We start from the raw sequence: 23,783 nt of genomic DNA on the forward strand, positions 1-23,783 counted from the left end.
CCGTGGTGGCCGGGGGGTCGCTATCGAGCGGCGATGATCAACGCCCTTACCGGCGCCGCCCTGGCGCTGCTTGCCGCCGCGCCGGCCACCGCCGCCACCATCGTCACCGCCGATCGCTACCTCGACGTGGCGAGCGGCCGCTACGTCGAGCATCCCGCGATCACGATCGGCGACGACGGACGAATCAGCGCGATCGGGGATGCCCGTTCGCTGACGCCGACGCCCGGCGTGCGGCGCCTCGACCTGCCCGGGCGGACGCTGCTGCCCGGTCTCATCGACATGCATGTCCATCTCGACGCCGATGCGCGGATCAGCGGCTACAAGGGCCTCGATTACACCGACAGCTTCTGGCAGGCGGTCGGCGTCGCCAACGCCCGCAAGATGCTGCAGGCCGGCTTCACCACCGTGCGCAACGTCGGCTCGCAGAACTATGACGACGTCGGGCTGAAGCAGGCGGTCGAGGGCGGCTATATCGAGGGGCCGCGGATCGTGCCCGCGACCTACGCGCTGGGGTCCACCGGCGGCCATTGCGACGGCAGCGAGGGCCTTCCGCCGAGCTTTTCGGCGGTGCCGACGCCGTCCGTGGCCGACAGTCCGGAGGGCTACCGCAAGCTGGTCCGCACGGTGCATAAATATGGCGCCGAGGTGATCAAGATCTGCGCGACCGGCGGGGTCCTCTCGCGCACCGACGCGCCCGGTGCCCAGCAGATGAGCTACGAGGAGATGAAGGCGGTCACCGACGAGGCGCACATGCTGGGCCTCAGGGTCGCCGCCCATGCGCACGGGACGGCGGGCATCAACGATGCGCTGCGCGCCGGTGTTGACACGATCGAGCATGCCAGCCTCGCCGACGAGGAGAGCTTCCGCCTCGCCAAGCAGAAGGGCAGCTGGTTCTCGATGGACATCTACGACGACGACTACATCCTTGCGGAGGGCGCCAAGAACGGCGTGCACGAGGAGTCGCTGGGGAAGGAGCGGGCGATCGGCCGCCGCCAGCGCGAGACCTTCCGGGCGGCGGTCCGGGCCGGGGTCAAGCAGATCTTCGGCACCGACAATGGCGCCGTGTTCCCCGCGGGGCAGAACGGGCTCCAGTTCGCGAAGATGGTGGAGTGGGGAATGACCCCGCTGCAGGCGATCCAGGCGGCGACGCTGAATGCCGGCGAGGCGCTGAACCGGCCGGGCGACGTCGGGTCGATCGCGGTTGGGCGCTATGGCGATCTCGTCGCGGTCGCCGGCGACCCGCTGCGCGACATCCGGCTGCTCGAGCACCCGGCGGTGGTGATCAAGGGCGGCCGTCCGGTCGGGGCCGGCCAGTGAGCGGCGGTGGGGGCGGACACCAGAGCAACCGGACGCTGTGGATCGCGCTCGCCGCGAACATGGGGATCGCGGTCAGCAAGTTCGGGGCGGCCGCCTTCACCGGCTCCTCGGCGATGCTGACCGAGGGCGTCCATTCGGTGGTGGACAGTTCGAACCAGCTGCTGCTGCTGTGGGGCCGCAAGGCGGCGCGGCGGCCAGCCGACCAGTTCCACCCCTTCGGCTACGGCCGCGAGCTCTATTTCTGGAGCTTCGTGGTGGCGGTGCTGGTGTTCGCGCTCGGCGCGGGCGTGTCGGTCTACGAGGGCATTATCCACATCCTCGAGCCCGAGGAGGCGGTCTCGCCCTACGTGGCGTACGCGGTGCTGGGGATTGCCTTCCTGCTCGAGGGCGGCTCGACCCTCGAGGCGTTCAAGGAGTTCCGCACTTCGAAGGGCAAGCTGAGCTGGGTCCAGGCAATCCGCCGCTCCAAGGACCCGCCGACCTTCATCGTCCTGCTCGAGAATGGCGCGGCGATGGCCGGCATCCTCGTCGCGGCCGTGGGACTGGCGCTCAGCCAGGTGACCGACAACCCCTTCTTCGACGGCGCGGCCTCGGTCGTGATCGGCGGCATCCTGGGGTTCACCGCCTTCGTTCTCGCCTATGAATCGAAGGCGCTGCTGATCGGCGAGGCGGCCGATCCCGACATCATCGCCGGTCTTCGCACGCTGGTCGGCGGCAAGTCCGGCGTGACCGCGGTCGGCGAGGTGCTGACGGTGCACAGCTCGCCCGACCAGATCACCGCGATGATCTCGGTCGACTTCGACGACGAGCAGAGCGCGCGGGACGTCGAGCGGCTGGTGTGGACGATCGAGCGCGAGGCTGCCGAGCGCTTTCCGCTGGTCCGCCGCCTGTTCATCCGCCCGCGCGGCAGCCCGCCGGGGCTGGAGGTCGAGCCGAACGGATCGGTAGCCGAACCGAACTGAACCAAGCGGCGCTTTCCGGGTTGTCGGGGCATACAGGAGGACTTCATGCCCGACACGCTCGACCGCGATCAGATCCACGCCGACTTCAAGCAGGCGGTCAACATGACCGCCGGCGAGCTCGACAAGTGGCTGGCGACACCCGAGAGCAAGGAGGTCGGCTGGAAGGGCGAGGATGGCCAGGGCGCGGGCGAGAGCATCGGCCACAAGAGCGGCAAGCACATCGTCGACATCCTCCACAAGAAGAAGGCCGACCTCGACGAGGCGGACTACGAACATATGCGCAAGGTGGTCGGCTATGTGCATCGGCACATGGCGCAGAAGCCTGCGCATCCCGAGGATTCGCGCTGGGCCTATAGCCTCAAGAACTGGGGCCATGATCCGGCGAAGAAAGGCTGAGCGGCGATGAAGGGCTATCACGACAACATCGAGACGCTGACCACCGGCAACGACGATTTCCGTCGCGTGCTCTACACCGGCGAGCATCTCCAGCTGGTGCTGATGACGCTCCAGCCGGGCGAGGAGATCGGCGCCGAGGTGCACGACGACCGCGACCAGTTCTTCCGCTTCGAGCAAGGCGCGGGGACGGTCGACATCGACGACAACAGCTACGCGGTCGAGGACGGGAGCGGCGTGATCGTGCCGGCGGGCGCGCGGCACAATGTGCGCAACACCGGCTCCGAGCCGCTCCGGCTCTACACGCTTTACGGTCCGCCCGAGCACAAGGACCAGGTCGTGCAATCGACCAAGGCAGAGGCCGACCGCCGCCACCACGACGAGGAATGGGACGGCGGGACGACCGAGCGGCGAGTCTCGGAACAGGTCTGAGCCTCGCCATCCGAGATCGCTTCCGGCCCTTCGATGCCTCCTGGATCCGAATTTGGCTGAGTGCTGGTACGGCCTGTCGGCCGGCGTTGACCTTCGGCGGCGAGGCCTGTAAGGCGCCGCTCGTCTCGCGAGGACCTGGACGACTCCGTGCGTCCCGGAGCCGCGGACAAGAGCTGAACATTGCTCCCATCGGCACGACGGAAGGGCAGCCGCCAGGCTGACCCCTTTTTCGCGCATTTGGGAGCAAAGTAACCGCCGGGCTTGCCGGCAACGAAAAGGTGAAGGGCTTCATGCCGACGATCAACCAGCTGATCCGCAAGGGTCGCGAACCGCAGAAGGCCAAGTCGAAGGTCCCTGCGATGGAGCAGAACCCGCAGAAGCGCGGCGTCTGCACCCGCGTCTACACGACGACTCCGAAGAAGCCGAACTCGGCGCTGCGCAAGGTGGCCAAGGTGCGCCTGACCAACCAGCGCGAGGTCATCAGCTACATCCCGGGCGAGGGGCACAACCTCCAGGAGCACTCGGTGGTGCTGATCCGTGGCGGCCGTGTGCGCGACCTTCCGGGCGTCCGCTACCACGTGCTTCGCGGAGTGCTCGACACCCAGGGTGTCAAGGACCGCCGCCAGAGCCGTTCGAAGTACGGCGCCAAGCGTCCCAAATAAGCTGATCGTCGGCCGCACCGCGATCAGACGCCGGTGCGCCGCTCATTGAAGGAACACGCCCATGTCCCGTCGTCGTCGCCCAGAGAAGCGCGAGATCCTGCCCGATCCGAAGTTCGGGGATATCGTCCTGTCGAAGTTCATGAATTCGGTTATGCTCGACGGCAAGAAGTCGGTCGCCGAGAGCATCGTCTACGGCGCCCTCGAGAATGTCGAGACCCGCCTCAAGAAGGATCCGCTGGCGGTCTTCCACGATGCGCTCAACAATGTGAAGCCGGGCATTGAGGTCCGCAGCCGCCGCGTCGGCGGTGCGACCTACCAGGTCCCCGTCGAGGTCCGGATCGAGCGGGCGCAGGCGCTCGCCATCCGCTGGCTGATCGGCGCCGCCCGCGCCCGCAGCGAGAAGACCATGGCCGGCCGCCTTTCGGGCGAGCTGATGGACGCCTCGCAGAACCGCGGCAACGCGGTGAAGAAGCGCGAGGACACCCATCGCATGGCCGAGGCGAACCGCGCCTTCAGCCACTACCGCTGGTAAAATTTCGACCTATATCGTGGGGGTTGCGGCCCGGCCGCTCCCCACATTGCTAAGGAACTGACGATCATGGCCCGCAGCCATCCGCTCGAGCGCTATCGCAACATCGGCATCATGGCGCACATCGACGCCGGGAAGACGACGACGACCGAGCGCATCCTCTACTACACCGGCAAGTCCTACAAGATCGGCGAGGTCCACGAGGGCACCGCGACCATGGACTGGATGGAGCAGGAGCAGGAGCGCGGGATCACGATCACCTCGGCGGCGACCACCTGCGTGTGGCGGGCCAACGAGGGCAAGGGCGAAGAGCACCGGATCAACATCATCGACACGCCGGGCCACGTCGACTTCACCATCGAGGTCGAGCGCAGCCTTCGCGTGCTCGACGGCGCGGTCGCCTGCTTCGACGGCGTTGCCGGCGTCGAGCCGCAGTCGGAGACCGTGTGGCGGCAGGCCGACAAGTACGGCGTTCCGCGGATGTGCTTCGTCAACAAGCTGGACCGCACCGGCGCCAACTTCGAGTTCTGCGTCCAGTCGATCATCGATCGTCTCGGCGCCCGTCCGGCCGTCCTGTATCTCCCGATCGGCATCGAGGGCGGCTTCAAGGGCCTCGTCGACCTGGTCGAGAACCGCGCCATCATCTGGCTCGAGGAGAGCCTGGGCGCGAAGTTCGAATATCAGGAGATCCCCGAGGACCTGGCCGACAAGGCCGCCGAGGCGCGCATGAACCTCATCGAGCTTGCCGTCGAGCAGGACGATGCGGCCATGGAAGCCTATCTCGACGGGACCGAGCCCGACACCGCGACGCTCAAGCAGCTGATCCGCAAGGGCACGCTGAACATGGCGTTCGTGCCGGTGGTCTGCGGCTCGGCGTTCAAGAACAAGGGCGTCCAGCCGCTGCTCGACGCGGTGGTCGACTATCTGCCGAGCCCGCTCGACGTTCCGGCCATCAAGGGCATCCTGCCCAACGGCGACGAGGACACCCGCGCCTCGGACGACAATGCGCCCTTCTCGGCGCTGGCGTTCAAGATCATGAACGATCCCTTCGTCGGGACGCTGACCTTCGCGCGCATCTACTCGGGCAAGCTCGAGACCGCGTCGCAGGTCACCAACAGCGTCAAGGACAAGAAGGAGAAGGTCGGCCGCATGCTGCTGATGCATGCGAACGAGCGCGAGGACATCCAGATCGCCTATGCTGGCGATATCGTCGCTCTGGCGGGCCTGAAGGACACCACCACCGGCGACACGCTGTGCGCGATCAACGCTCCGATCATCCTCGAGCGGATGGAGTTCCCGGAGCCGGTGATCGAGCTGAGCGTCGAGCCCAAGACCAAGGCCGACCAGGAGAAGATGGGCGTCGCGCTCAACCGCCTGGCGCGCGAGGACCCGTCGTTCCGCGTCTCGTCGGACCATGAGTCGGGCCAGACCATCATCAAGGGGATGGGCGAGCTCCACCTCGAGATCCTGGTCGATCGCATGAAGCGCGAGTTCAAGGTCGAGGCCAACGTCGGCGCCCCGCAGGTCGCCTACCGTGAGTATCTCGGCAAGCCGGTCGAGCTGACCTACACCCACAAGAAGCAGTCGGGCGGCTCGGGCCAGTTCGGCGAGGTGAAGGTCAAGGTCGTCCCCGGCGAGCGCGGCTCGGGCTTCCAGTTCTTCGACGAGATCAAGGGCGGCAATATTCCCAAGGAATATATTCCCTCGGTCGAGAAGGGCATGCGCGAGACGGCGGAGACCGGATCGCTGATCGGCTTCCCGATCATCGACTTCGAGGTCCACCTGATCGACGGCAAGTACCACGACGTCGACTCCTCGGCGCTGGCGTTCGAGATCTGCGCGCGTGGCGCGATGCGCGAAGCGGCCCAGAAGGCCGGCATCAAGCTGCTTGAGCCGATCATGAAGGTCGAGGTGGTCACCCCCGAGGATTATCTCGGCGACGTGATCGGCGACTTGAACTCGCGGCGTGGCCAGATCCAGGGCACCGACACAAGGGGCAATGCCCAGGCGGTCGAGGCCCAGGTCCCGCTGGCGAACATGTTCGGCTATGTGAACCAGCTCCGCTCGTTCACCCAGGGCCGGGCGCAGTACACGATGCAGTTCTCGCACTATGACGAAGTTCCGCAGAACGTCGCGGACGAGGTAAAGGCGAAGCTGGCGTAACCTGATTTTTGACGCTAAGGGCGCGCTCGCATTGGGCGGGGCGCCCCCAATAGAACACCCAGGAGCGTATAATGGCGAAGGCGAAATTCGAGCGGAACAAGCCGCACTGCAACATCGGCACCATCGGTCACGTCGATCACGGCAAGACCTCGCTGACGGCTGCGATCACCAAGGTTCTTTCGAAGCACGGCGGCGGTGTCGCGGTCGACTTCGCGAACATCGACAAGGCGCCGGAAGAGCGCGAGCGCGGCATCACCATCTCGACCGCGCACGTCGAGTATGAGACCCAGAAGCGCCACTATGCGCACGTCGACTGCCCGGGCCACGCCGACTATGTGAAGAACATGATCACCGGCGCGGCGCAGATGGACGGCGCGATCCTGGTGGTCTCGGCCGCCGACGGCCCGATGCCGCAGACCAAGGAGCACATCCTGCTCGCGGCTCAGGTCGGCGTCCCGACCATGGTGGTCTTCCTCAACAAGGTCGACCAGGTCGATGATCCCGAGCTGCTCGAGCTGGTCGAGCTGGAAATCCGCGAGGAGCTTTCCAAGCGCGGGTTCGACGGCGACAACATTCCGATCGTCGCCGGTTCGGCGCTGGCCGTCCTCGAGGACCGCGACGCCAACATCGGCGAGGAAGCGATCCTCAAGCTGATGGATGCGGTCGACGAGTGGATCCCGCAGCCGGAGCGTCCGCTGGACAAGCCGTTCCTGATGCCGATCGAGGACGTGTTCTCGATCTCGGGCCGCGGCACCGTCGTCACGGGCCGCGTCGAGACCGGCATCTGCAAGGTCGGCGACGATGTCGAGATCGTCGGCATCAAGGACACCAAGAAGACCGTCGTCACCGGCGTCGAGATGTTCCGCAAGCTCCTCGACCAGGGCCAGGCCGGCGACAACATCGGCGCGCTGATCCGCGGCGTCGGCCGTGAAGAGGTCGAGCGTGGCCAGGTGCTCTGCAAGCCGGGCTCGATCACCCCGCACACCGACTTTCAGGCGGAAGTCTATGTCCTTTCGAAGGACGAGGGTGGCCGTCACACGCCGTTCTTCGCCAACTATCGTCCGCAGTTCTACTTCCGGACCACGGACGTCACCGGCGAAGTCCAGCTCCCCGAGGGCACCGAGATGGTCATGCCGGGCGACAATGTGTCGCTGGGCGTGAAGCTGATCGCCCCGATCGCGATGGACCAGGGCCTGCGCTTCGCGATCCGCGAAGGCGGCCGGACCGTCGGCGCGGGCGTCGTCGGCACCATCACCAAGTAAGCTCCGGCGCCTTCGGCGCTGGACAAGAAAAGGGCCCGGTACTCGCAAGAGTGCCGGGCCTTTTTGTTGGCCGTGATTAGGCTGTTGAGGGCGAGCGCCGCCCTTTGCTGCCGCTGCAAGGGATCACGCACGGGAGATCGGACGTTCGTTCAGGCGGGCTGCACAAACCGCGCACGATCCGCTCCGCACGTTTCCCCGAGCTTGTGCCCGCGGTCGCACCGCTCTTGTCAGCTAAATCTGAAGCAAGCCTGGTCAGTTGCGCGGCAGTCGGCTGAGATCGAAGCCCTGGCCGAAATCGTAGACCTGCACTGGCCCGAGATCGACGACCTGCTTGGCACCGGCGAGGTGAACGGTGGCCTGGACGCCATTCGCCGCGAAAGCTTGCGGCGCCTTGCCGCTGGCAAAGAAGACCTTCCATTGATTGGTTAGCATGGCTTTCTCGCCTGCGATGGCAGGGTAGGGGGCTGTTGCGCCCGTCGCGCCCACCAGCGAAATCTCGAGGGTCTCGCCATCCTTGAGCTCGGGCGCGCGCAAGTAGACCGCAACCAGAATAGCGTCACCCGCTGCCACGGGTTTGGGCACGAGCGACGTGGCACCCGAATCCCAGGCGTTGGTACCGCGGCGCGCGATGGTTGCGCGAATGGCCGGGTAGCCCTTCGGCCCGTCCGTCTCGAGCCTCTTGGTGCTCTGATTTGGGCCATAAACGTTCCAGCTTGTTCCTGGAACGTTGATCAGCTTCTGGTTGAGGCCACTCGGCGCTGGAGAAGAGGGTGCGGTGTTTTGCGCCAGCGTTGGAGCGGAGAAGGTGACCGCCATAGCCGCCAGTATGTGCCTGAACATGCATCCTCCTTCGCTCGCTTCCAGCACCGGCAAGCTGTCACAGACCACAAGTTCGTTCCACAACTTCTTGGCAGCTCGCGAAAATCCCTCTTTCGCGTGCTCCACGGCCAACCTTCTCATCTGCCCTCCGCTTGACTCCTTGGAGCGAACCGCAAGAGCCAAGGGAGCGCCTTCTTTCCGGCCGTCGCCGACCTTGTCACCGTCTCTCCGTCACCCGAGGGGTTGATCCCATGGCTCGTCCTCTGTAGAGGCGCCTCCACCGGCGGGGATTCGTCACCGCCACCAAGTTTCAGCTTTGGGGTCGTCCGCCGTCGGGAAACCGGGTCAAGCGGGTGCGGCCTCATGTTTTCTTGGGCGGGTGACCGCCCAGCGGCTCTTTGCAATCGGTAGTGGAACTCATGGAAACGCAGAATATCCGGATTCGCCTGAAAGCCTTCGATCACCGCGTGCTCGATCAGGCCACCGGGGACATCGCCGACACCGCTCGGCGCACCGGAGCGATGATCCGTGGGCCCATCCCGCTCCCGACCCGCATCGAGAAGTTCACCGTCAACCGCTCGCCCCACGTCGACAAGAAGTCGCGCGAGCAGTTCGAGGTGCGCACCTACAAGCGGCTGCTCGATATCGTGCAGCCGACCCCGCAGACGGTCGATGCGCTGATGAAGCTCGATCTCGCCGCGGGTGTAGACGTGGAGATCAAACTGGCCTAAGGGCCAGCGCGCGGCGGTTGACTCGCTCCTCGAGCGATCCTGCCAGCGCAATAACATTGGGATACCGCGGCAGCTCTCCGGAGCCGCCGGCCTGCGTCCCCCGCATCCTCTTCCCACTGACGGGAAGGGGAACTGGCCCAGGCGGGGCGACGCATCGACTTTGTGGGCTGCACGCCCGGGGAAGGGAAACCGACCTCGGGCCTCTGGTAGGAGCAATTGGTCATGCGCACTGGCGTGATCGCGAAGAAGATGGGGATGACCCGCCTGTTCCAGGCGGACGGCCGGCACGTGCCGGTGACGGTTCTCCAGCTCGATGAAGTTCAGGTGGTCGGCAAGCGCGAAGCCGCCAACGACGGCTACAACGCCGTCATCCTCGGCGCCGGTTCGGCCAAGGCGAAGAACGTCGCCAAGCCGCAGCGCGAGGCGTTCGGCAAGGCGTCGGTGGAGCCCAAGGCCCGCGTCGCCGAGTTCCGCGTCGCCGACGACGCGCTGCTCGACGTGGGCGGCTACATCTCGGCCGACCATTTCGTCGCCGGCCAGTATGTCGACATTTCGGGCGTGACCCAGGGCAAGGGCTTTGCCGGCGCGATGAAGCGCTGGGGCTTCGGTGGTCTGCGCGCCACCCACGGCGTCTCGGTGTCGCACCGCTCGCACGGCTCGACCGGCAACCGCCAGGATCCGGGCCGCGTGTTCAAGAACAAGAAGATGGCCGGCCACATGGGCGCCCGCGAACGCACCCAGCAGAACCTGCTGATCGTGCGCACCGACGCGGCCCGCGGCCTGCTGTTCGTCAAGGGCTCGGTCCCGGGCTCGAAGGGCGCCTGGCTGGCGGTCGCCGACGCGGTCAAGCTGCCGCGCCACGAGGAGGCGCCGTACCCGGCGTCGCTGGTCGCCAACATCGAGGCGATCCCGGTCGAGGAGACCCCGGCGTTCGTCGAGGAAGCCGCGGTGGAGGCGATCCCGGCGCTCCCGAGCGACGAGGAAGTGGCGCAGATCGCCGCCGAGCAGGATGCTGGCGCGGCTGCTGCCGAGAACAATGATGCCGGTTCGGACGCCGCTGGCGCCGACGAGAGCAAGGAAGGCTAAGCGATGAAGGTCCAGGTACAGACCCTCGACGCGCAGGCTGGCGGCGATGTCGAGCTCAACGATGCCGTGTTCGGCGTCGAGCCGCGCGCCGACATCCTTCACCGCGTCGTCACGTGGCAGCTCGTCAACCGCCGCGCCCCGGCCCGTGCGGCCCGCGAGCGGTCCGACGTCGCCCGCACCGGCAAGAAGTTCGGTCGCCAGAAGGGCGGTGGCACGGCTCGTCACGGCGACCGTCGCGCCCCGATCTTCATCGGCGGCGGCAAGGCCCATGGTCCCCGCGCCCGGGTGTTCGAGGCGAGCCTCAACAAGAAGGTCCGCGCGCTTGGCCTCAAGATGGCGCTGTCGTCGAAGGCCAAGGACGGGACGCTGATCGTCCTCGACAACCTCGACGTCGCCGAGGGCAAGACCAAGACGCTGCGCGAGCAGCTCGGCAAGCTCGGGCTCGGCAAGACCGCGCTGGTGATTGACGGTGACGCGCTCAACGTCAGCTTCGCCCGCGCCTCGTCGAACCTCGGCCATGTCAACCTGCTGCCCGCGGTCGGCGCCAATGTGTACGACATCATGCGCCACGAGACGCTGGTCCTGACCCGCGCCGCGATCGAGAAGCTGGAGGCCCGCTTCAATGGCTAAGAACCCCACCCAGGCGGCGGTCGACAACCGCCACTACGACGTCATCCTGGCGCCGCACATCACCGAGAAGTCGACGATGCTGTCGGAGCATAATGCGGTGGTGTTCAAGGTCGCCGGCAAGGCTTCCAAGCCGGAGATCAAGGCCGCGGTCGAGGCGCTGTTCGGCGTGACCGTGACCGGCGTCAACACCATCGTCCAGAAGGGCAAGACCAAGCGCTGGAAGGGCACGCCCTACAGCCGCTCGGACGCCAAGAAGGCGATCGTCACGCTGGCCGAAGGCCAGACGATCGACATCACGAGCGGGATCTAACCAGCCATGGCACTCAAAGCATATAAGCCGACGAGCCCGGCCCGGCGTGGCCTGATCCTCGTCGACAAGTCGGCGCTCTGGAAGGGCAAGCCGGTCAAGGCGCTGACCGAAGGCAAGCGCAAGACGGGCGGCCGCAACAACAAGGGGCATGTGACCAGCCGCGGCATCGCGGGCGGTCACAAGCAGAAGTACCGGATCATCGACTTCAAGCGTCGGACCTGGGACGTGACCGCGACGGTCGAGCGGATCGAGTATGACCCGAACCGTTCGGCGTTCATCGCGCTGGTGACCTACGAGGGCGGCGAGCAGGCCTACATCCTCGCTCCGCAGCGCCTCGCGCCGGGCGACAAGGTCGTCGCCGGCAAGAAGGTCGACGTGAAGCCGGGCAACGCGATGGAGATCGGGCAGATGCCGGTCGGCACCATCGTCCACAACGTCGAAATGAAGCCGGGCAAGGGCGGCCAGATCGCCCGCGCCGCCGGGACCTACGTCCAGGTCGTCGGCCGCGACAAGGGGATGGTCATCGTCCGCCTGAACTCGGGCGAGCAGCGTTACGTCCGTTCCGACTGCATGGCGACCGTGGGTGCGGTGTCGAACCCCGACAACGGCAACCAGACGCTGGCCAAGGCCGGACGCAGCCGCTGGCTCGGCCGTCGCCCGCTGACCCGCGGCGTCGCCAAGAACCCGGTCGACCACCCGCACGGCGGTGGTGAGGGCCGGACCTCGGGCGGCCGTCACCCGGTCACCCCGTGGGGCAAGCCGACCAAGGGTGCCCGCACCCGTCACAACAAGGCGACCGACAAGTTCATCATCCGGTCGCGCCACGCGAAGAAGAAGGGCTAATCGACCATGGCTCGTTCCATCTGGAAAGGTCCGTTCGTCGAGCTGTCGCTCCTGAAGAAGGCGGAAGCCGCTCAGGACAAGGGTGGCCGCGCGCCGATCAAGACCTGGTCGCGTCGCTCGACGATCCTTCCGCAGTTCGTCGGTCTGACGTTCAACGTCTACAACGGCCGCAAGTTCGTGCCGGTCTCGGTCAACGAGGACATGGTCGGCATGAAGCTCGGCGAGTTCGCGCCCACGCGCTACTTCCCGGGTCACGCCGCCGACAAGAAGGGCAAGCGCTGATGAGCAAGCCAGCATCCCCCCGCAAGGTCGGCGACAAGGAAGCGCTCGCCGTCGGCACCACGATCCGTGGTTCGGCCCGCAAGCTGAACCTGGTCGCCGGGCTGATCCGCGGCCGTCGTGTCGAGGAAGCGCTCAACATCCTGAAGTTCAGCCCCAAGGGGATGAGCGAGGATGTCTACAAGGTGCTCGCGTCGGCCGTCGCCAATGCCGAGAACAACCACAACCTCGACGTCGACGCCCTCGTCGTCTCGGAAGCCAGCGTCGGCAAGTCGATCAGCATGAAGCGGTTCGCCACCCGCGCGCGTGGCCGTTCGAGCCGGATCGTCAAGCCGTTCAGCCGAATCCGCGTCGTCGTGCGCGAGCAGGAAGAAGCCTAATGGGTCAGAAGTCGTCCCCCGTCGGCCTCCGGCTGCAGATCAACCGCACCTGGGACAGCCGCTGGTTCGCGGAAGGCCAGGATTACGGCCGTCTGCTGCTCGAGGATCTCAAGATCCGCAACTTCATCATCAAGACGCTGCCCCAGGCGGCGATCTCCAAGGTGGTGATCGAGCGCCCGGCCAAGCTGTGCCGCGTGTCAATCTATGCCGCGCGCCCCGGCGTGATCATCGGCAAGAAGGGCTCGGACATCGAGAAGCTGAAGAAGCAGCTGTCGAAGATGACCGGTTCGGAAGTCAGCCTCAACATCGTCGAGATCCGCAAGCCGGAAGTCGACGCGCGCCTCGTCGCGCAGGGTGTCGCCGACCAGCTCGAGCGCCGTGTCGCGTTCCGCCGCGCCATGAAGCGGGCGGTCCAGTCGGCCCTGCGCCTCGGCGCGGAAGGCATCCGGATCACCTGCGCGGGCCGGCTCGGCGGGGCTGAAATCGCCCGTACCGAGTGGTACCGCGAGGGTCGCGTTCCGCTGCACACGCTGCGCGGCAACGTCGATTATGCCGAGGCGCAGGCCCACACCGCCTACGGCGTGTGCGGCGTCAAGGTCTGGGTCTTCAAGGGCGAGATCCTCGGCCATGACCCGATGAGCCAGGACCGGCTGATGATGGAAGCGCAGACTTCCGGCGTCCGCCCGGCCCGCGACGACGACCGGCGCCGGTAAGGAAACAGGACCATGCTGCAACCCAAGCGCACCAAATTCCGCAAGGCCTTCAAGGGCCGCATCCATGGCAACGCCAAGGGTGGCACGGAGCTCAACTTCGGCGCCTTCGGCCTCAAGGCCATGGAGCCGGAGCGGATCACCGCGCGCCAAATCGAGGCGGCCCGCCGTGCCATCACCCGGCACATCAAGCGTCAGGGCCGGCTTTGGATCCGGATCTTCCCGGACCTGCCGGTCTCGTCCAAGCCCGCCGAAGTTCGCATGGGCTCGGGCAAGGGCGCGCCCGAATATTGGGTCGCCCGGGTCAAGCCCGGCCGCATCCTGTTCGAGCTCGACGGCGTCCCGGGCCCGATCGCCAAGACGGCGTTCGAGCGCGCGGCCGAGAAGCTGCCCATCAAGGTCAAGGTGGTCGCCCGCCTTGGCGAAACCCTGATCGAGGCTGAGTGATCATGGCCAAGCGTGAAGACCTGACCGTCAAGAGCGACGACCAGCTCCAGCAGCAGCTCGGCGAGCTGAAGCGCGAGCAGTTCAACCTGCGCTTCCAGGCGGCGACCAACCAGCTCGAGAAAGCGAGCCGGGTCAAGGAAGTCCGCCGGACGATCGCCCGCATCAAGACGCTGCAGAACCAGCGCACCCGCGGCGCCGCTTCGGCGCAGGGTTGAGGAGTTAAGACATGCCCAAGCGCGTCCTGACCGGCACCGTGGTGTCCGACAAGGGTGACAAGACCGTGGTGGTCCGCGTCGAGCGGCGGGTGAAGCACCCGCTGTACGGCAAGATCATCAAGCTGTCGAAGAAGTATCATGCCCATGACGAAGGCAATGCCTATCGCCAGGGCGAGCAGGTGCGCATCGAGGAATGCGCGCCGATGTCCAAGCTCAAGACCTGGAAGGTCATCGAGCGGGTGACTGCGGCGAAGGCGGCGGATCTCGCCCCCGAAGTCGCGGACGCTTGAACCGCACAGCAAAGGGATAGGGTGAACCCATGATCCAGATGCAGTCCAACCTGGACGTCGCCGACAACAGCGGCGCCAAGCGCGTCCAGTGCATCAAGGTGCTCGGCGGCTCCAAGCGGCGCGTCGCCGGGGTTGGCGACATCATCGTCGTCAGCGTCAAGGAAGCGGCCCCGCGCGGCCGCGTGAAGAAGGGCGACGTTCACCGCGCGGTGATCGTCCGCACCGCCAAGGACATCCGCCGTCCCGACGGTTCGGTGATCCGCTTCGACTCCAACGCGGCGGTCCTGGTCAACAAGAACGAGGAGCCGATCGGCACCCGCATCTTCGGCCCGGTCGTCCGTGAGCTTCGTGCGCGCAAGCACATGAAGATCATCAGTCTTGCGCCGGAGGTGCTGTAATGGCCGCGCTCAAGATCAAGAAGGGCGACAAGGTCGTCGTCCTGTCCGGCAAGGACAAGGGCCGGACCGGCGAGGTGCTGAAGGCGATGCCGAAGGACCAGAAGGTCCTGGTGTCGGGCATCAACGTCGCGGTTCGTCACCGCAAGCCGACCCAGGCGGCCCCGCAGGGCGGCCTGGAGCGCAAGGAAGCGCCGCTTCACGTGTCGAAGGTCGCGATCGCCGACCCGTCGACCGGCAAGCCGACCCGCGTCCGCTTCGAGGTGCAGGACGGCAAGAAGGTCCGCATCGCGGCCAAGTCCGGGGAGAAGATCGATGGCTGAGGACCGGTACGTCCCGCGCCTGAAGAAGGATTATGACGAGCGCATCGCCCAGGCGATGATCGAGAAGTTCGGCTACAAGAACCGTCTTGAGGTGCCGAAGCTCGAGAAGATCGTCATCAACATGGGCGTCGGCGAGGCGACCCAGGACAAGAAGAAGGTGGAGGCCGCCGCGGCCGAGATGGAGAAGATCTCGGGCCAGAAGCCGGTCGTCACCAAGGCGAAGAAGTCGATCGCGCAGTTCAAGCTGCGCGAGGGCATGCCGATCGGCTGCAAGGTCACGCTTCGCCGCGAGCGCATGTACGAGTTCCTGGACCGGCTGGTCACGATCGCGCTCCCGCGCGTCCGCGACTTCCGCGGCCTGAACCCGAAGTCGTTCGACGGCCGTGGCAACTATGCCATGGGCCTGAAGGAACAGATCGTCTTCCCCGAGATCAATTATGATCAGATCGACAAGGTCCGGGGCATGGACATCATCGTCACCACGACGGCGAGGACGGACGAGGAAGCGCGCGAGCTGCTGCGCCTCTTCAATTTCCCGTTCCCTGCTGCCGATGAACAGAAGCAGGCCGCCTGAGCGGCCGTAGAGGAAGAACTTAAGTCATGGCGAAACTGAGTTCGATCAACAAGAACGAGCGTCGCAGGAAGCTCGTGGCGAAAACCGCCGCGAAATATGCGAAGCTGAAGGACAAGGCGAACGACGAGTCCCTCGACGAGACCGAGCGGCTGATCGCGCGTCTCAAGATGGCCGAGCTGCCGCGCAACGGCAATCCGACCCGGATCCGCAACCGTTGCGAGCTGACGGGCCGTTCGCGCGCTTATTACCGCAAGTTCCGCCTGTCGCGGATCATGCTCCGGGAGCTGGCCAACAAGGGCCTGATCCCCGGTGTCACCAAGTCGAGCTGGTAAGGGTCACGAAATATGGCGATGACCGATCCCCTGGGTGACATGCTCACCCGCATCCGCAACGGCCAGCAGGCGCGCAAGGATTCGATCCTGACGCCGGCGTCGAAGCTGCGCGTGCGCGTCCTCGACGTGCTGCAGCGCGAAGGCTATATCCGCGGCTATTCCGAGGAGCAGGTGGCTGGCCACGACGGCCTGCGCATCGAGCTCAAATATTTCGAGGGCGAGCCGGCGATCCGTCACCTGGCCCGCGTCTCGAAGCCCGGTCGGCGGGTCTATTCGGGCGCGAGCGAGCTGCCGCGCGTCCGCAACGGCCTTGGCATGACCATCGTCTCGACGCCTCGTGGCGTTCTCTCCGACGCGGAAGCGCGCGAGCAGAACGTCGGCGGCGAGGTGCTGGCGGAGGTGTTCTAAGATGTCCCGTATCGGCAAGAAGCCCGTTTCCGTTCCCAGCGGCGTGACCGCCAACCTGGAGGGCTCGACCCTCACGGTGAAGGGACCCAAGGGCACCCTCTCGATGAGCGTGATGGACGAGCTCGTCCGCACCAGCGTCGAGGACGGTCAGATCAGCGTTCAACCGCTCACCGATAGCCAGCGCGCCCGGGCGGCGTGGGGGATGCAGCGCACCAACGTGCTGAACCTCGTCACCGGCGTGACCGAGGGCTTCACCAAGGTGCTCGAGATCACCGGTGTCGGCTACCGCGCCGCGGCCCAGGGCAAGAACCTGCGCCTGCAGCTCGGCTACAGCCACGACGTCAACTACGCGATCCCCGAGGGCATCGAGGTCAAGACTCCCGACGCGAACACCGTCGAGATCAGCGGCATCGACAAGCAGAAGGTCGGTCAGGTCGCGGCCGAGATCCGCCGCTGGCGCAAGCCGGAGCCCTACAAGGGCAAGGGCATCAAGTATCGCGGCGAGTTCATCTTCCGCAAAGAAGGCAAGAAGAAGTAAGCCATGGCGAAACTCTCTCTCTTCGATCGCCGCCGGCGTCGCGTCCGCACCGCGCTTCGCGCCCGGGCCGGCAGCAAGCCGCGTCTCTCGGTTCACCGTTCGGGCCGTCACATCTACGCCCAGGTCATCGACGATGCCGCCGGGCGGACGATCGCCTCGGCCTCGTCGCTGGACAAGGACCTCAAGGCCGCGACCGGCGCGACCCGCGACGCGGCCGCCAGCGTCGGCAAGACGCTTGCCGAGCGGGCCAAGGCCGCCGGCGTCTCCTCGGTCGTGTTCGACCGCGGCGGCTTCCTTTTCCATGGCCGGGTCAAGGCCCTCGCCGACGCCGCGCGCGAAGGCGGACTGGAGTTTTAAGTAATGGCTGACGAGAACCAGACCCAGGACGTCGCCCCCGAGGCGACCGCCGGTGCCGAGGCCGCTCCCGCGCCGACCGAGGGCCGTGGCCCGCGTGGCGGTCGCGGTGGCCGCGGCGGCGGACGCGACGGCGGCCGTGGCGGTCGTGACGGTGGCCGTGGCCGCCGCGACGATCGCCGCCCGCGCGAGGACGATGGCGAGGAGCTGATCGAGAAGCTCGTGCACATCAACCGCGTCTCCAAGACCGTGAAGGGCGGCAAGCGCTTCGGCTTCGCCGCGCTGGTCGTGGTGGGCGACGGCAAGGGCCGCGCCGGCTTCGGCCACGGCAAGGCCCGCGAGGTGCCGGAGGCGATCAGCAAGGCGACCGCCGCCGCCAAGAAGGCGATGATCCGCGTTCCGCTGCGCGACGGCCGCACCCTGCACCATGACGGGCGTGGCCACTTCGGCGCCGGCCGCGTGACGGTCCGCACCGCTCCGGCGGGTACCGGCATCATCGCCGGCGGTCCGATGCGCGCCATCTTCGAGAGCCTCGGGGTGGCCGACGTGGTGACCAAGTCGGTCGGCACGTCCAACCCCTACAACATGATCCGCGCGACCTTCGAGGCGCTCAAGGACCAGACCAGCCCGCGCTCCGTGGCCCAGCGCCGCGGTAAGAAGGTCGCCGACCTGCTCGGCCGGGGTGGGATGAGCCAGGCCGAGGCGGAAGCGACCGCCGACGCGGTCACGGAGTAAATTCCATGGCGACCATCAAGATCACTCAGACCGGATCGCCGATCCGGCGCCACAAGACCCAGCGCGCGACCCTGGTCGGCCTGGGCCTGAACAAGATGCACCGCACCGTCGAGGTGGAGGAGACCCCCGAGGTCGCCGGCCAGCTTCGCAAGGTGGCGCATCTGGTGAGCGTCGAGCGGAACGCCTAACTGGTCATCCTCGCGCAAGCGAGGATCCCGCTTCCTTTCTTCCGGCGGGCCGACAAAGGGAAGAAGCTGGGTCCCCGCTTCCGCGGGGATGACGGCTGGGGCGATATTCGCTTCAGCTTCTGCGCGACAAAAGCGAAAGCGAGTGCACGACATGAAACTGACTGATCTCCGCGACAATCCTGGTGCCCGCAAGAGCCGCGTCCGCGTCGGCCGCGGCATCGGCTCGGGCCTCGGCAAGACCGCCGGGCGCGGCCAGAAGGGCCAGAAGAGCCGCTCGGGCGTCTCCGTGTGGGGCTTCGAAGGCGGCCAGATGCCGCTCCACATGCGGCTGCCGAAGCGCGGCTTCAACAACATCTTCGCCAAGGACCATGCCGAGGTGAACCTCGGTGCGATCCAGAAGGCCGTCGACGCCGGCAAGCTCGCCACCGACGGGACGATCGACCATGCCGCGCTCAAGGCGGCCGGCCTCGCCCGTGGCGGCAAGGACGGCGTCCGCCTGCTCGGCAAGGGCGAGTTCTCCGCCAAGCTGGCGTTCAAGGTCGCCGGCGCGTCGAAGGGCGCCCGCGAGGCGGTCGAGAAGGCCGGCGGCTCGGTCGAGCTGATCGAGCGCAAGGATCCGGCCGAGCTGGCCGCCGCCAAGAAGGGCAGCGCCAAGGCCGCCCGCGCGGCCAAGTAGGGACGAGCCGCCGCCCCTGGCTGCGCCAAGCAGCCGGGGCGGCGCTTCCCATCAGCCGCAGCACGACTATATGGAAGCGCGGGGGGTCTGATCGGGCCCTGCTTGCAGCTTTCCTTGGGACCATCGAATGGCATCCGCAGCCGAACAACTCGCGTCGAACATCAGCTGGGCAAGCTTCGCCAAGGCGACCGACCTCAAGAAGCGCCTGTGGTTCACGATCGGCGCGCTGATCTTGTTCCGGCTGCTTTCCTTCATTCCCATCCCGGGTATCGACCCGCGGGCGATGGCGGCGCTGTACCAGACCCAGTCGGGCGGCATTCTCGACGTCTTCAACACCTTCTCGGGCGGCGCGCTGGAGCGCATGTCGATCGTCGCGCTCGGCGTGATGCCCTACATCACCGCGTCGATCGTGGTGCAGCTCGGCGCGACCATCTACGGGCCGTGGACGGCGCTCAAGAAGGAAGGCGAGGTCGGGCGCAAGAAGCTCAACCAGTACACTCGCTACCTCACCGTCCTGCTGACGATGGTGCAGGGCTACTTCATCGCCGCGGGGCTCGAGAGCCTCGGCGCGAACCAGGGCATCGCCGCCGTCGTCGAGCCGGGCCTCCTGTTCCGCATCGCGGCTACCGTCAGCCTCGTCGGCGGCACTCTGTTCCTGATGTGGATCGGCGAACAGATTACCAGCCGCGGGATCGGCAACGGCGTCTCGCTGATCATCATGGCCGGCATCGTCGCGCGCCTGCCGCAGGCGATCGCCCAGCTGCTCGAGGGTGGCCGGTCGGGCACGATGAACCCGCTGCTGGTCATCGCGATCATCGTCCTGACCTTCGGCCTCATCTACTTCATCTGCTTCATGGAGCGGGCGCAGCGCCGGGTGCTGATCCAGTATCCCAAGCGCCAGACCGCGCGCGGGATGATGCAGCAGGACCGCAGCCACCTGCCGATCAAGCTCAACACCGCCGGCGTGATCCCGCCGATCTTCGCCTCGTCGCTGCTGCTGATGCCGCTGACCGTGCTGCAGATGGCCGGCGCGCGGACCCAGGCGAACAGTGCCGCGGGCGACTGGCTGATCACCTTCAGCACCTATCTCCAGCACGGCTCGCCGCTCTACCTGGCGCTCTATGCCTTCGGGATCGTCTTCTTCTGCTTCTTCTACACCGCGGTGCAGTTCAATTCGGAAGAAACGGCAGAGAACCTCAAGAAGCATGGCGGGTTCATTCCCGGGGTGCGCCCGGGCAAGGCCACGGAGGAATATTTCGACCGGCTGCTCAACCGGATCACGGTGATCGGCTCGGCCTATCTAGTGGTGATTTGCCTCATTCCCGAAATCCTCTCGGCGCAGGCGGGCCTCAACTTCCGGCTTGGCGGAACGAGCCTCCTCATCGTTGTCAATGTGACCATGGATACGGTGAGCCAGATCCAGAGCCACTTGATCGCGCATCAATATGGCGATTTGATCAAGAAGGCGAAGCTGAAGGGCGGACGCCGCCGCGGATAGGAACAAGGGTGAGGGGGCGTCGACGGTGAACATCATCCTCTTGGGGCCGCCGGGTGCGGGTAAGGGCACCCAGGCTCAGCGGCTGGTTTCCGAGCGCGGGATGGTCCAGCTCTCGACCGGCGACATGCTCCGCGAGGCGGTCGCCGCCGGAACCCCGGTGGGGCTCCAGGCGAAGGCAATCATGGCCGCCGGCGAGCTGGTCAGCGACGCGATCGTGTCCGCGCTGATCGGCGAACGGCTGGACAGCAGCGCGGGACGTGGCGCGATCTTCGACGGCTTTCCCCGTACCCAGCCTCAGGCCGAGGCGCTCGAGATCCTGCTCGGCGAACGTGGCCGCGCGCTCGACAGCGTGATCGAACTCGACGTCGACGAGGACGCGCTGGTCGAGCGGATCACCGGCCGCTTCAGCTGCGCGGAATGCGGCACCGGCTATCACGACCGCTTCAAGCAGCCCAAAGTCGAAGGCACCTGCGACGTTTGCGGCAGTCACGAGTTCAAGCGGCGTCCGGATGACAATGAGGCGACGGTGCGGACTCGCATGGCCGAGTACCGCGCCAAGACCGCGCCGATCCTTCCCTTCTACGAGGCGCGGGGCCTTGTCCGCCGAGTCGATGGCATGGCCAGCGTCGAAGAGGTCGCGGGCCAGATCGACGCCATTCTGGACGGCGCGGCCGACTGACGGCATCCTGCACCGCTCGAGGGGAGTGGTGCGATGCGAACGATGCTTCTGGCCGTCCTGACGCTTGGGGCCGCCGTCCCGGCGCCCGCCGCGGTCCTGACCGCCGACGATCATGGTTTCGAGGTTGAGCAGTCGGTGGCGCTGGTCGTCCCGCCGGCCCAGGCCTTCGCCGCCTTCGCCAGCCTGCCGGCCTGGTGGGACCCCAGGCACAGCTACGGCGGAAAGGCCGAGAACCTCAGCCTGGACCTTCGGCCGGGCGGCTGCTTCTGCGAGCGGCTGCCGGGTGGCGGCGGGGTCGAACATCTGCGGGTCACCGCGTGGAAGCCGGGGGACGAGGCGGTGCTGACGGGCGCGCTCGGGCCGCTGCTCAAGGAGGCGGTCAGCGGCGTGATGGACGTGCGGGTCGAGGAGATCGCGGGCGGCTCGCGGCTGACGATCAACTATCGCGCGGCGGGCTTTGCGCGCGGCGGTGCGGACAAGCTGGCGCCGGCGGTCGACGGGATGCTGGCAGGGCAGCTCAAGCGGCTCCGTGCCTATGCGGCGAACCGTCCGCGCAGCTAGGCGCGCTCGAGCGTGACGAAGGCGAACGGCAGGCGCGGCCCGTCGGCGGCATGCTCCTCGCGGGCGGTCTCCCGCCAGCCGCCGCCGTCCCGCGGATCCGGCATGAGGGTGTCCCCGTCGACCTCGGCTTGGACCTCGGTCAGCTCGATGCGCCCGGCGAGCGGCAGGAACAGACGGAAGATCTCCGCCCCGCCGATGATGCTGACCGGCTCATCGCCCGCCGCCCGCAGGGCTTCCTCGGGCGAGTGGACGACCTCGGCGCCGGGCGCGTTCCAGCCTCCATCGCGGGTCAGGACCAGGTGACGGCGCCCGGGCAGCAGCCCCGGCAGGCTCTCGAACGTCCGGCGCCCCATCACCATGGCGGTGTTCATCGTCAGCGCCTTGAAGCGCCGGAGGTCGGCGGGAAGGTGCCAGGGGAGCTGACCGTCGCGCCCGATCACGCCGTTGGCGGCGCGGGCGACGATCAGGGTGACGAGACGGCTCATGCCCGCCTCTTCGCGGCTGGGAAGCGCGCGCGCAAGCGGCTAGGAACAGGGTCATGACAGCGGCCCAGCAGCAACTGATCGAGCGCCTCCGGGGCGAGCTCGGCCCCGGCGGAGTGATTGACGACCCGGCCGACATCGCGCCGTGGCTGACCGACTGGCGCGGCCGCTATCATGGCGCGTCTCCGGTCCTGCTGGCGCCTGGCAGCACCGCGGAGGTGCAGGCCGTGGTGCGAGGTGCAGCCGCGCTCGGCGTGCCGCTGGTTCCGCAGGGCGGCAACAGCGGGATGGTGGGGGGCGCTACTCCGCCCGCCGACGGCAGCGCGCTACTGGTGTCGCTGCGACGGCTGAACCGGGTGCGCGCGATCGACCGCTCGGCCCGGCTGATGGTCGCGGAGGCCGGCTGTATCCTCCAGAACGTCCATGAGGCGGCGCTCGAACAGGGGCTGCGCTTTCCGCTGACGCTCGGCGGCAAGGGCAGCGCGACGATCGGGGGGCTGGTCTCGACCAACGCGGGCGGCACGCAGGTGCTGAAGTTCGGGACGATGCGCAGCCTCGTGCTGGGGATCGAGGCGGTGCTGCCCGACGGAACCCTGCACGACGGACTGACCCCGCTCAAGAAGGACAATCGCGGGCCGAGCTTCGACCAGCTGCTGTGCGGCGCGGAAGGGACGCTGGGGATCGTCACCGCGGCGACGCTCCGGCTCTATCCGGCGGTGGCGGAACGGGCGGTCGCATGGATCGGGGTCGCCGATCCCTTCCGGGCGCTGGAGCTGCTGCGCATGATGCAGGTGCGAACCGACCGGGTGGAAGGGTTCGAGATCGTCCCCGCCGACACGCTCGGGCACGTGCTGGAGCATATTCCCGGGACCCGCGCGCCGCTCGCCGCGGCGCACCGCTGGAACGTGCTGGTCGAGGCGACGGTCGACGGTCCGGGCGACAGTCCGGCGGCGCTGCTCGAGGCGCTGCTCGGCGAGGGGCTCGAGCGCGGGCTGGTCGAGGATGCGGTGCTCGCGGGGAGCGAGGCGCAGGCGGAGGCCTTCTGGAAGCTGCGCGATAGCATCTCGGAGGCCGAGCGGGCGACCGGGCCGGCCGCGCAGCACGACATCAGCGTGCCCGTCGACGACATGCCGCGCTTCCTGGTCGAGGGCGCGGCCGAGGTTGAGCGCGCCTTCCCCGGCGTCGAGGCTTCCGGGTTCGGGCACCTGGGTGACGGCAACATCCATTTCCACGTGCGCGCCGCCGCCCGGCAGGGGCCCGACTGGTACGAGCGCGAGGCGCCGGCGGTGAGCCGGCTCGTCCACGATCTGGTGACCGCGGCCGGCGGCTCCATTTCGGCCGAGCACGGGATCGGGCAGATGAAGCGTGACGAGCTGGCGCGCCTTTCGCCCGGGCGCGTCGCCGCGCTGCGGGCGCTCAAGGCCGGGCTCGACCCGCAGGGCCTGTTCAACCCGGGGAAGCTGGTCCGCTAGCTATTTAGCCTGGGCGAGCTACCTGCACGCTGCGTCCGGGCGCTGGTCGCTGGCGGAGAAGCGGCGGTCGGTCCCGGGCTCGGCCTGGTTCCCGGAGACCGGGCGAGC

At 67.3% G+C, this 23,783-nt stretch carries 35 protein-coding genes; 33 read left to right on the plus strand and 2 right to left on the minus strand.

Features of this window, described 5'->3' with window-relative positions; all coding sequences use genetic code 11:
- Window positions 1-33 precede the first annotated feature (33 nt).
- The 8 genes from HMF7854_RS06735 (at window position 34) to tuf (ending at window position 7,720) form a co-directional block, all read left to right on the plus strand.
- The gene (locus HMF7854_RS06735) at window positions 34-1,317 is read left to right on the plus strand and encodes a Xaa-Pro dipeptidase (protein ID WP_126718397.1); all 1,284 of its coding nucleotides are present in this window, start codon (window positions 34-36) and stop codon (window positions 1,315-1,317) included.
- Window positions 1,314-2,279 carry a cation diffusion facilitator family transporter gene (locus tag HMF7854_RS06740; RefSeq protein ID WP_239016871.1) on the plus strand — a complete coding sequence of 322 codons (966 nt, stop codon included), beginning with the start codon at window positions 1,314-1,316 and terminating at the stop codon, window positions 2,277-2,279. The genes HMF7854_RS06735 and HMF7854_RS06740 overlap by 4 nt, the downstream gene beginning before the upstream one ends.
- Window positions 2,280-2,324: 45 nt before the next feature.
- On the plus strand, window positions 2,325-2,675 hold the full coding sequence (locus HMF7854_RS06745; protein WP_126718398.1) for a DUF3140 domain-containing protein: 351 nt from the start codon (window positions 2,325-2,327) through the stop codon (window positions 2,673-2,675).
- A 6-nt stretch (window positions 2,676-2,681) separates the two neighbouring features.
- A complete protein-coding gene (locus HMF7854_RS06750) occupies window positions 2,682-3,104 on the plus strand; it encodes a cupin domain-containing protein (RefSeq protein WP_126718399.1) in 423 nt (140 codons plus the stop codon).
- A gap of 290 nt (window positions 3,105-3,394) precedes the next feature.
- Complete coding sequence (rpsL, locus tag HMF7854_RS06755) at window positions 3,395-3,766, plus strand: 30S ribosomal protein S12 (protein WP_028969180.1); 372 nt, start codon at window positions 3,395-3,397, stop codon at window positions 3,764-3,766.
- Between the two features lie 61 nt (window positions 3,767-3,827).
- A complete protein-coding gene (gene rpsG, locus HMF7854_RS06760) occupies window positions 3,828-4,298 on the plus strand; it encodes a 30S ribosomal protein S7 (protein ID WP_126718400.1) in 471 nt (156 codons plus the stop codon).
- A gap of 66 nt (window positions 4,299-4,364) precedes the next feature.
- Entirely contained in the window at window positions 4,365-6,458 is a 2,094-nt protein-coding gene (fusA, locus tag HMF7854_RS06765) for an elongation factor G (protein ID WP_126718401.1), read from the plus strand.
- 71 nt (window positions 6,459-6,529) lie between these two features.
- Window positions 6,530-7,720 carry an elongation factor Tu gene (tuf, locus tag HMF7854_RS06770; protein WP_126718402.1) on the plus strand — a complete coding sequence of 397 codons (1,191 nt, stop codon included), beginning with the start codon at window positions 6,530-6,532 and terminating at the stop codon, window positions 7,718-7,720.
- A 252-nt stretch (window positions 7,721-7,972) separates the two neighbouring features.
- Here the strand turns inward: tuf and HMF7854_RS06775 are convergent, their stop codons facing one another.
- On the minus strand, window positions 7,973-8,680 hold the full coding sequence (locus HMF7854_RS06775; RefSeq protein ID WP_148104694.1) for a hypothetical protein: 708 nt from the start codon (window positions 8,678-8,680) through the stop codon (window positions 7,973-7,975).
- A gap of 278 nt (window positions 8,681-8,958) precedes the next feature.
- On the opposite strand from HMF7854_RS06775, the gene rpsJ reads away from it, so the two are divergent.
- The 24 genes from rpsJ to HMF7854_RS06895 all read left to right on the plus strand — a co-directional run bounded on the left by rpsJ (window position 8,959) and on the right by HMF7854_RS06895 (window position 21,721).
- Complete coding sequence (rpsJ, locus tag HMF7854_RS06780) at window positions 8,959-9,270, plus strand: 30S ribosomal protein S10 (protein WP_126720103.1); 312 nt, start codon at window positions 8,959-8,961, stop codon at window positions 9,268-9,270.
- 222 nt (window positions 9,271-9,492) lie between these two features.
- Window positions 9,493-10,356: a 50S ribosomal protein L3 gene (rplC, locus tag HMF7854_RS06785; RefSeq protein WP_126718404.1), complete on the plus strand. Its 864-nt coding sequence runs from the start codon at window positions 9,493-9,495 to the stop codon at window positions 10,354-10,356.
- Between the two features lie 3 nt (window positions 10,357-10,359).
- Complete coding sequence (rplD, locus tag HMF7854_RS06790) at window positions 10,360-10,986, plus strand: 50S ribosomal protein L4 (RefSeq protein WP_126718405.1); 627 nt, start codon at window positions 10,360-10,362, stop codon at window positions 10,984-10,986.
- Window positions 10,979-11,296, plus strand: coding sequence for a 50S ribosomal protein L23 (locus HMF7854_RS06795; protein ID WP_126718406.1), 318 nt, complete (start codon window positions 10,979-10,981; stop codon window positions 11,294-11,296). Before rplD ends, HMF7854_RS06795 begins: the two co-directional genes overlap by 8 nt.
- Before the next feature lie 6 nt (window positions 11,297-11,302).
- Entirely contained in the window at window positions 11,303-12,139 is an 837-nt protein-coding gene (gene rplB / locus HMF7854_RS06800; protein ID WP_126718407.1) for a 50S ribosomal protein L2, read from the plus strand.
- Between the two features lie 6 nt (window positions 12,140-12,145).
- On the plus strand, window positions 12,146-12,421 hold the full coding sequence (rpsS, locus tag HMF7854_RS06805) for a 30S ribosomal protein S19 (protein ID WP_126718408.1): 276 nt from the start codon (window positions 12,146-12,148) through the stop codon (window positions 12,419-12,421).
- A complete protein-coding gene (rplV, locus tag HMF7854_RS06810; protein ID WP_126718409.1) occupies window positions 12,421-12,798 on the plus strand; it encodes a 50S ribosomal protein L22 in 378 nt (125 codons plus the stop codon). Before rpsS ends, rplV begins: the two co-directional genes overlap by 1 nt.
- Window positions 12,798-13,511, plus strand: a complete 714-nt coding sequence (gene rpsC, locus HMF7854_RS06815; protein WP_126718410.1) for a 30S ribosomal protein S3 — start codon at window positions 12,798-12,800, stop codon at window positions 13,509-13,511. Before rplV ends, rpsC begins: the two co-directional genes overlap by 1 nt.
- A 12-nt stretch (window positions 13,512-13,523) precedes the next feature.
- Window positions 13,524-13,955, plus strand: coding sequence for a 50S ribosomal protein L16 (rplP, locus tag HMF7854_RS06820; RefSeq protein WP_126718411.1), 432 nt, complete (start codon window positions 13,524-13,526; stop codon window positions 13,953-13,955).
- 2 nt (window positions 13,956-13,957) lie between these two features.
- Window positions 13,958-14,170 carry a 50S ribosomal protein L29 gene (gene rpmC / locus HMF7854_RS06825; RefSeq protein ID WP_126718412.1) on the plus strand — a complete coding sequence of 71 codons (213 nt, stop codon included), beginning with the start codon at window positions 13,958-13,960 and terminating at the stop codon, window positions 14,168-14,170.
- Between the two features lie 11 nt (window positions 14,171-14,181).
- The gene (gene rpsQ / locus HMF7854_RS06830; RefSeq protein WP_126718413.1) at window positions 14,182-14,460 is read left to right on the plus strand and encodes a 30S ribosomal protein S17; all 279 of its coding nucleotides are present in this window, start codon (window positions 14,182-14,184) and stop codon (window positions 14,458-14,460) included.
- Between the two features lie 29 nt (window positions 14,461-14,489).
- Window positions 14,490-14,858 carry a 50S ribosomal protein L14 gene (gene rplN / locus HMF7854_RS06835; protein ID WP_126718414.1) on the plus strand — a complete coding sequence of 123 codons (369 nt, stop codon included), beginning with the start codon at window positions 14,490-14,492 and terminating at the stop codon, window positions 14,856-14,858.
- A complete protein-coding gene (rplX, locus tag HMF7854_RS06840) occupies window positions 14,858-15,178 on the plus strand; it encodes a 50S ribosomal protein L24 (RefSeq protein WP_126718415.1) in 321 nt (106 codons plus the stop codon). Before rplN ends, rplX begins: the two co-directional genes overlap by 1 nt.
- The gene (gene rplE / locus HMF7854_RS06845; RefSeq protein ID WP_126718416.1) at window positions 15,171-15,752 is read left to right on the plus strand and encodes a 50S ribosomal protein L5; all 582 of its coding nucleotides are present in this window, start codon (window positions 15,171-15,173) and stop codon (window positions 15,750-15,752) included. The genes rplX and rplE overlap by 8 nt, the downstream gene beginning before the upstream one ends.
- A 26-nt stretch (window positions 15,753-15,778) precedes the next feature.
- The gene (gene rpsN / locus HMF7854_RS06850) at window positions 15,779-16,084 is read left to right on the plus strand and encodes a 30S ribosomal protein S14 (protein WP_126718417.1); all 306 of its coding nucleotides are present in this window, start codon (window positions 15,779-15,781) and stop codon (window positions 16,082-16,084) included.
- A 12-nt stretch (window positions 16,085-16,096) separates the two neighbouring features.
- Window positions 16,097-16,492 (plus strand): 30S ribosomal protein S8, encoded by a 396-nt coding sequence (gene rpsH, locus HMF7854_RS06855; protein WP_126718418.1) that lies wholly within the window; start codon window positions 16,097-16,099, stop codon window positions 16,490-16,492.
- Window position 16,493: 1 nt separating this feature from the next.
- Entirely contained in the window at window positions 16,494-17,030 is a 537-nt protein-coding gene (gene rplF, locus HMF7854_RS06860) for a 50S ribosomal protein L6 (RefSeq protein ID WP_126718419.1), read from the plus strand.
- Window positions 17,031-17,033: 3 nt separating this feature from the next.
- Entirely contained in the window at window positions 17,034-17,387 is a 354-nt protein-coding gene (gene rplR, locus HMF7854_RS06865) for a 50S ribosomal protein L18 (RefSeq protein ID WP_126718420.1), read from the plus strand.
- Window positions 17,388-17,390: 3 nt separating this feature from the next.
- The gene (gene rpsE / locus HMF7854_RS06870; protein WP_126718421.1) at window positions 17,391-18,119 is read left to right on the plus strand and encodes a 30S ribosomal protein S5; all 729 of its coding nucleotides are present in this window, start codon (window positions 17,391-17,393) and stop codon (window positions 18,117-18,119) included.
- 5 nt (window positions 18,120-18,124) lie between these two features.
- Window positions 18,125-18,307, plus strand: coding sequence for a 50S ribosomal protein L30 (gene rpmD, locus HMF7854_RS06875; protein ID WP_126718422.1), 183 nt, complete (start codon window positions 18,125-18,127; stop codon window positions 18,305-18,307).
- Between the two features lie 151 nt (window positions 18,308-18,458).
- On the plus strand, window positions 18,459-18,983 hold the full coding sequence (rplO, locus tag HMF7854_RS06880) for a 50S ribosomal protein L15 (RefSeq protein ID WP_126718423.1): 525 nt from the start codon (window positions 18,459-18,461) through the stop codon (window positions 18,981-18,983).
- A gap of 127 nt (window positions 18,984-19,110) precedes the next feature.
- Window positions 19,111-20,481, plus strand: coding sequence for a preprotein translocase subunit SecY (secY, locus tag HMF7854_RS06885; RefSeq protein WP_126718424.1), 1,371 nt, complete (start codon window positions 19,111-19,113; stop codon window positions 20,479-20,481).
- Window positions 20,482-20,506: 25 nt separating this feature from the next.
- Window positions 20,507-21,160 carry an adenylate kinase gene (locus HMF7854_RS06890; protein WP_126718425.1) on the plus strand — a complete coding sequence of 218 codons (654 nt, stop codon included), beginning with the start codon at window positions 20,507-20,509 and terminating at the stop codon, window positions 21,158-21,160.
- Window positions 21,161-21,193: 33 nt separating this feature from the next.
- Entirely contained in the window at window positions 21,194-21,721 is a 528-nt protein-coding gene (locus HMF7854_RS06895) for an SRPBCC family protein (RefSeq protein ID WP_126718426.1), read from the plus strand.
- On the opposite strand, the gene HMF7854_RS06900 is transcribed toward HMF7854_RS06895, so the two are convergent.
- Window positions 21,718-22,206 (minus strand): dihydrofolate reductase, encoded by a 489-nt coding sequence (locus HMF7854_RS06900; protein WP_126718427.1) that lies wholly within the window; start codon window positions 22,204-22,206, stop codon window positions 21,718-21,720. The two genes, HMF7854_RS06895 and HMF7854_RS06900, sit on opposite strands and share 4 nt — an antisense overlap.
- A 53-nt stretch (window positions 22,207-22,259) precedes the next feature.
- Here HMF7854_RS06900 and HMF7854_RS06905 point away from each other — a divergent pair, with 53 nt between their 5' ends.
- Window positions 22,260-23,675 carry an FAD-binding oxidoreductase gene (locus HMF7854_RS06905; RefSeq protein WP_126718428.1) on the plus strand — a complete coding sequence of 472 codons (1,416 nt, stop codon included), beginning with the start codon at window positions 22,260-22,262 and terminating at the stop codon, window positions 23,673-23,675.
- Window positions 23,676-23,783: the final 108 nt, after the last annotated feature.

The organism is Sphingomonas ginkgonis (assembly GCF_003970925.1).
Lineage (GTDB): Bacteria > Pseudomonadota > Alphaproteobacteria > Sphingomonadales > Sphingomonadaceae > Sphingomicrobium > Sphingomicrobium ginkgonis.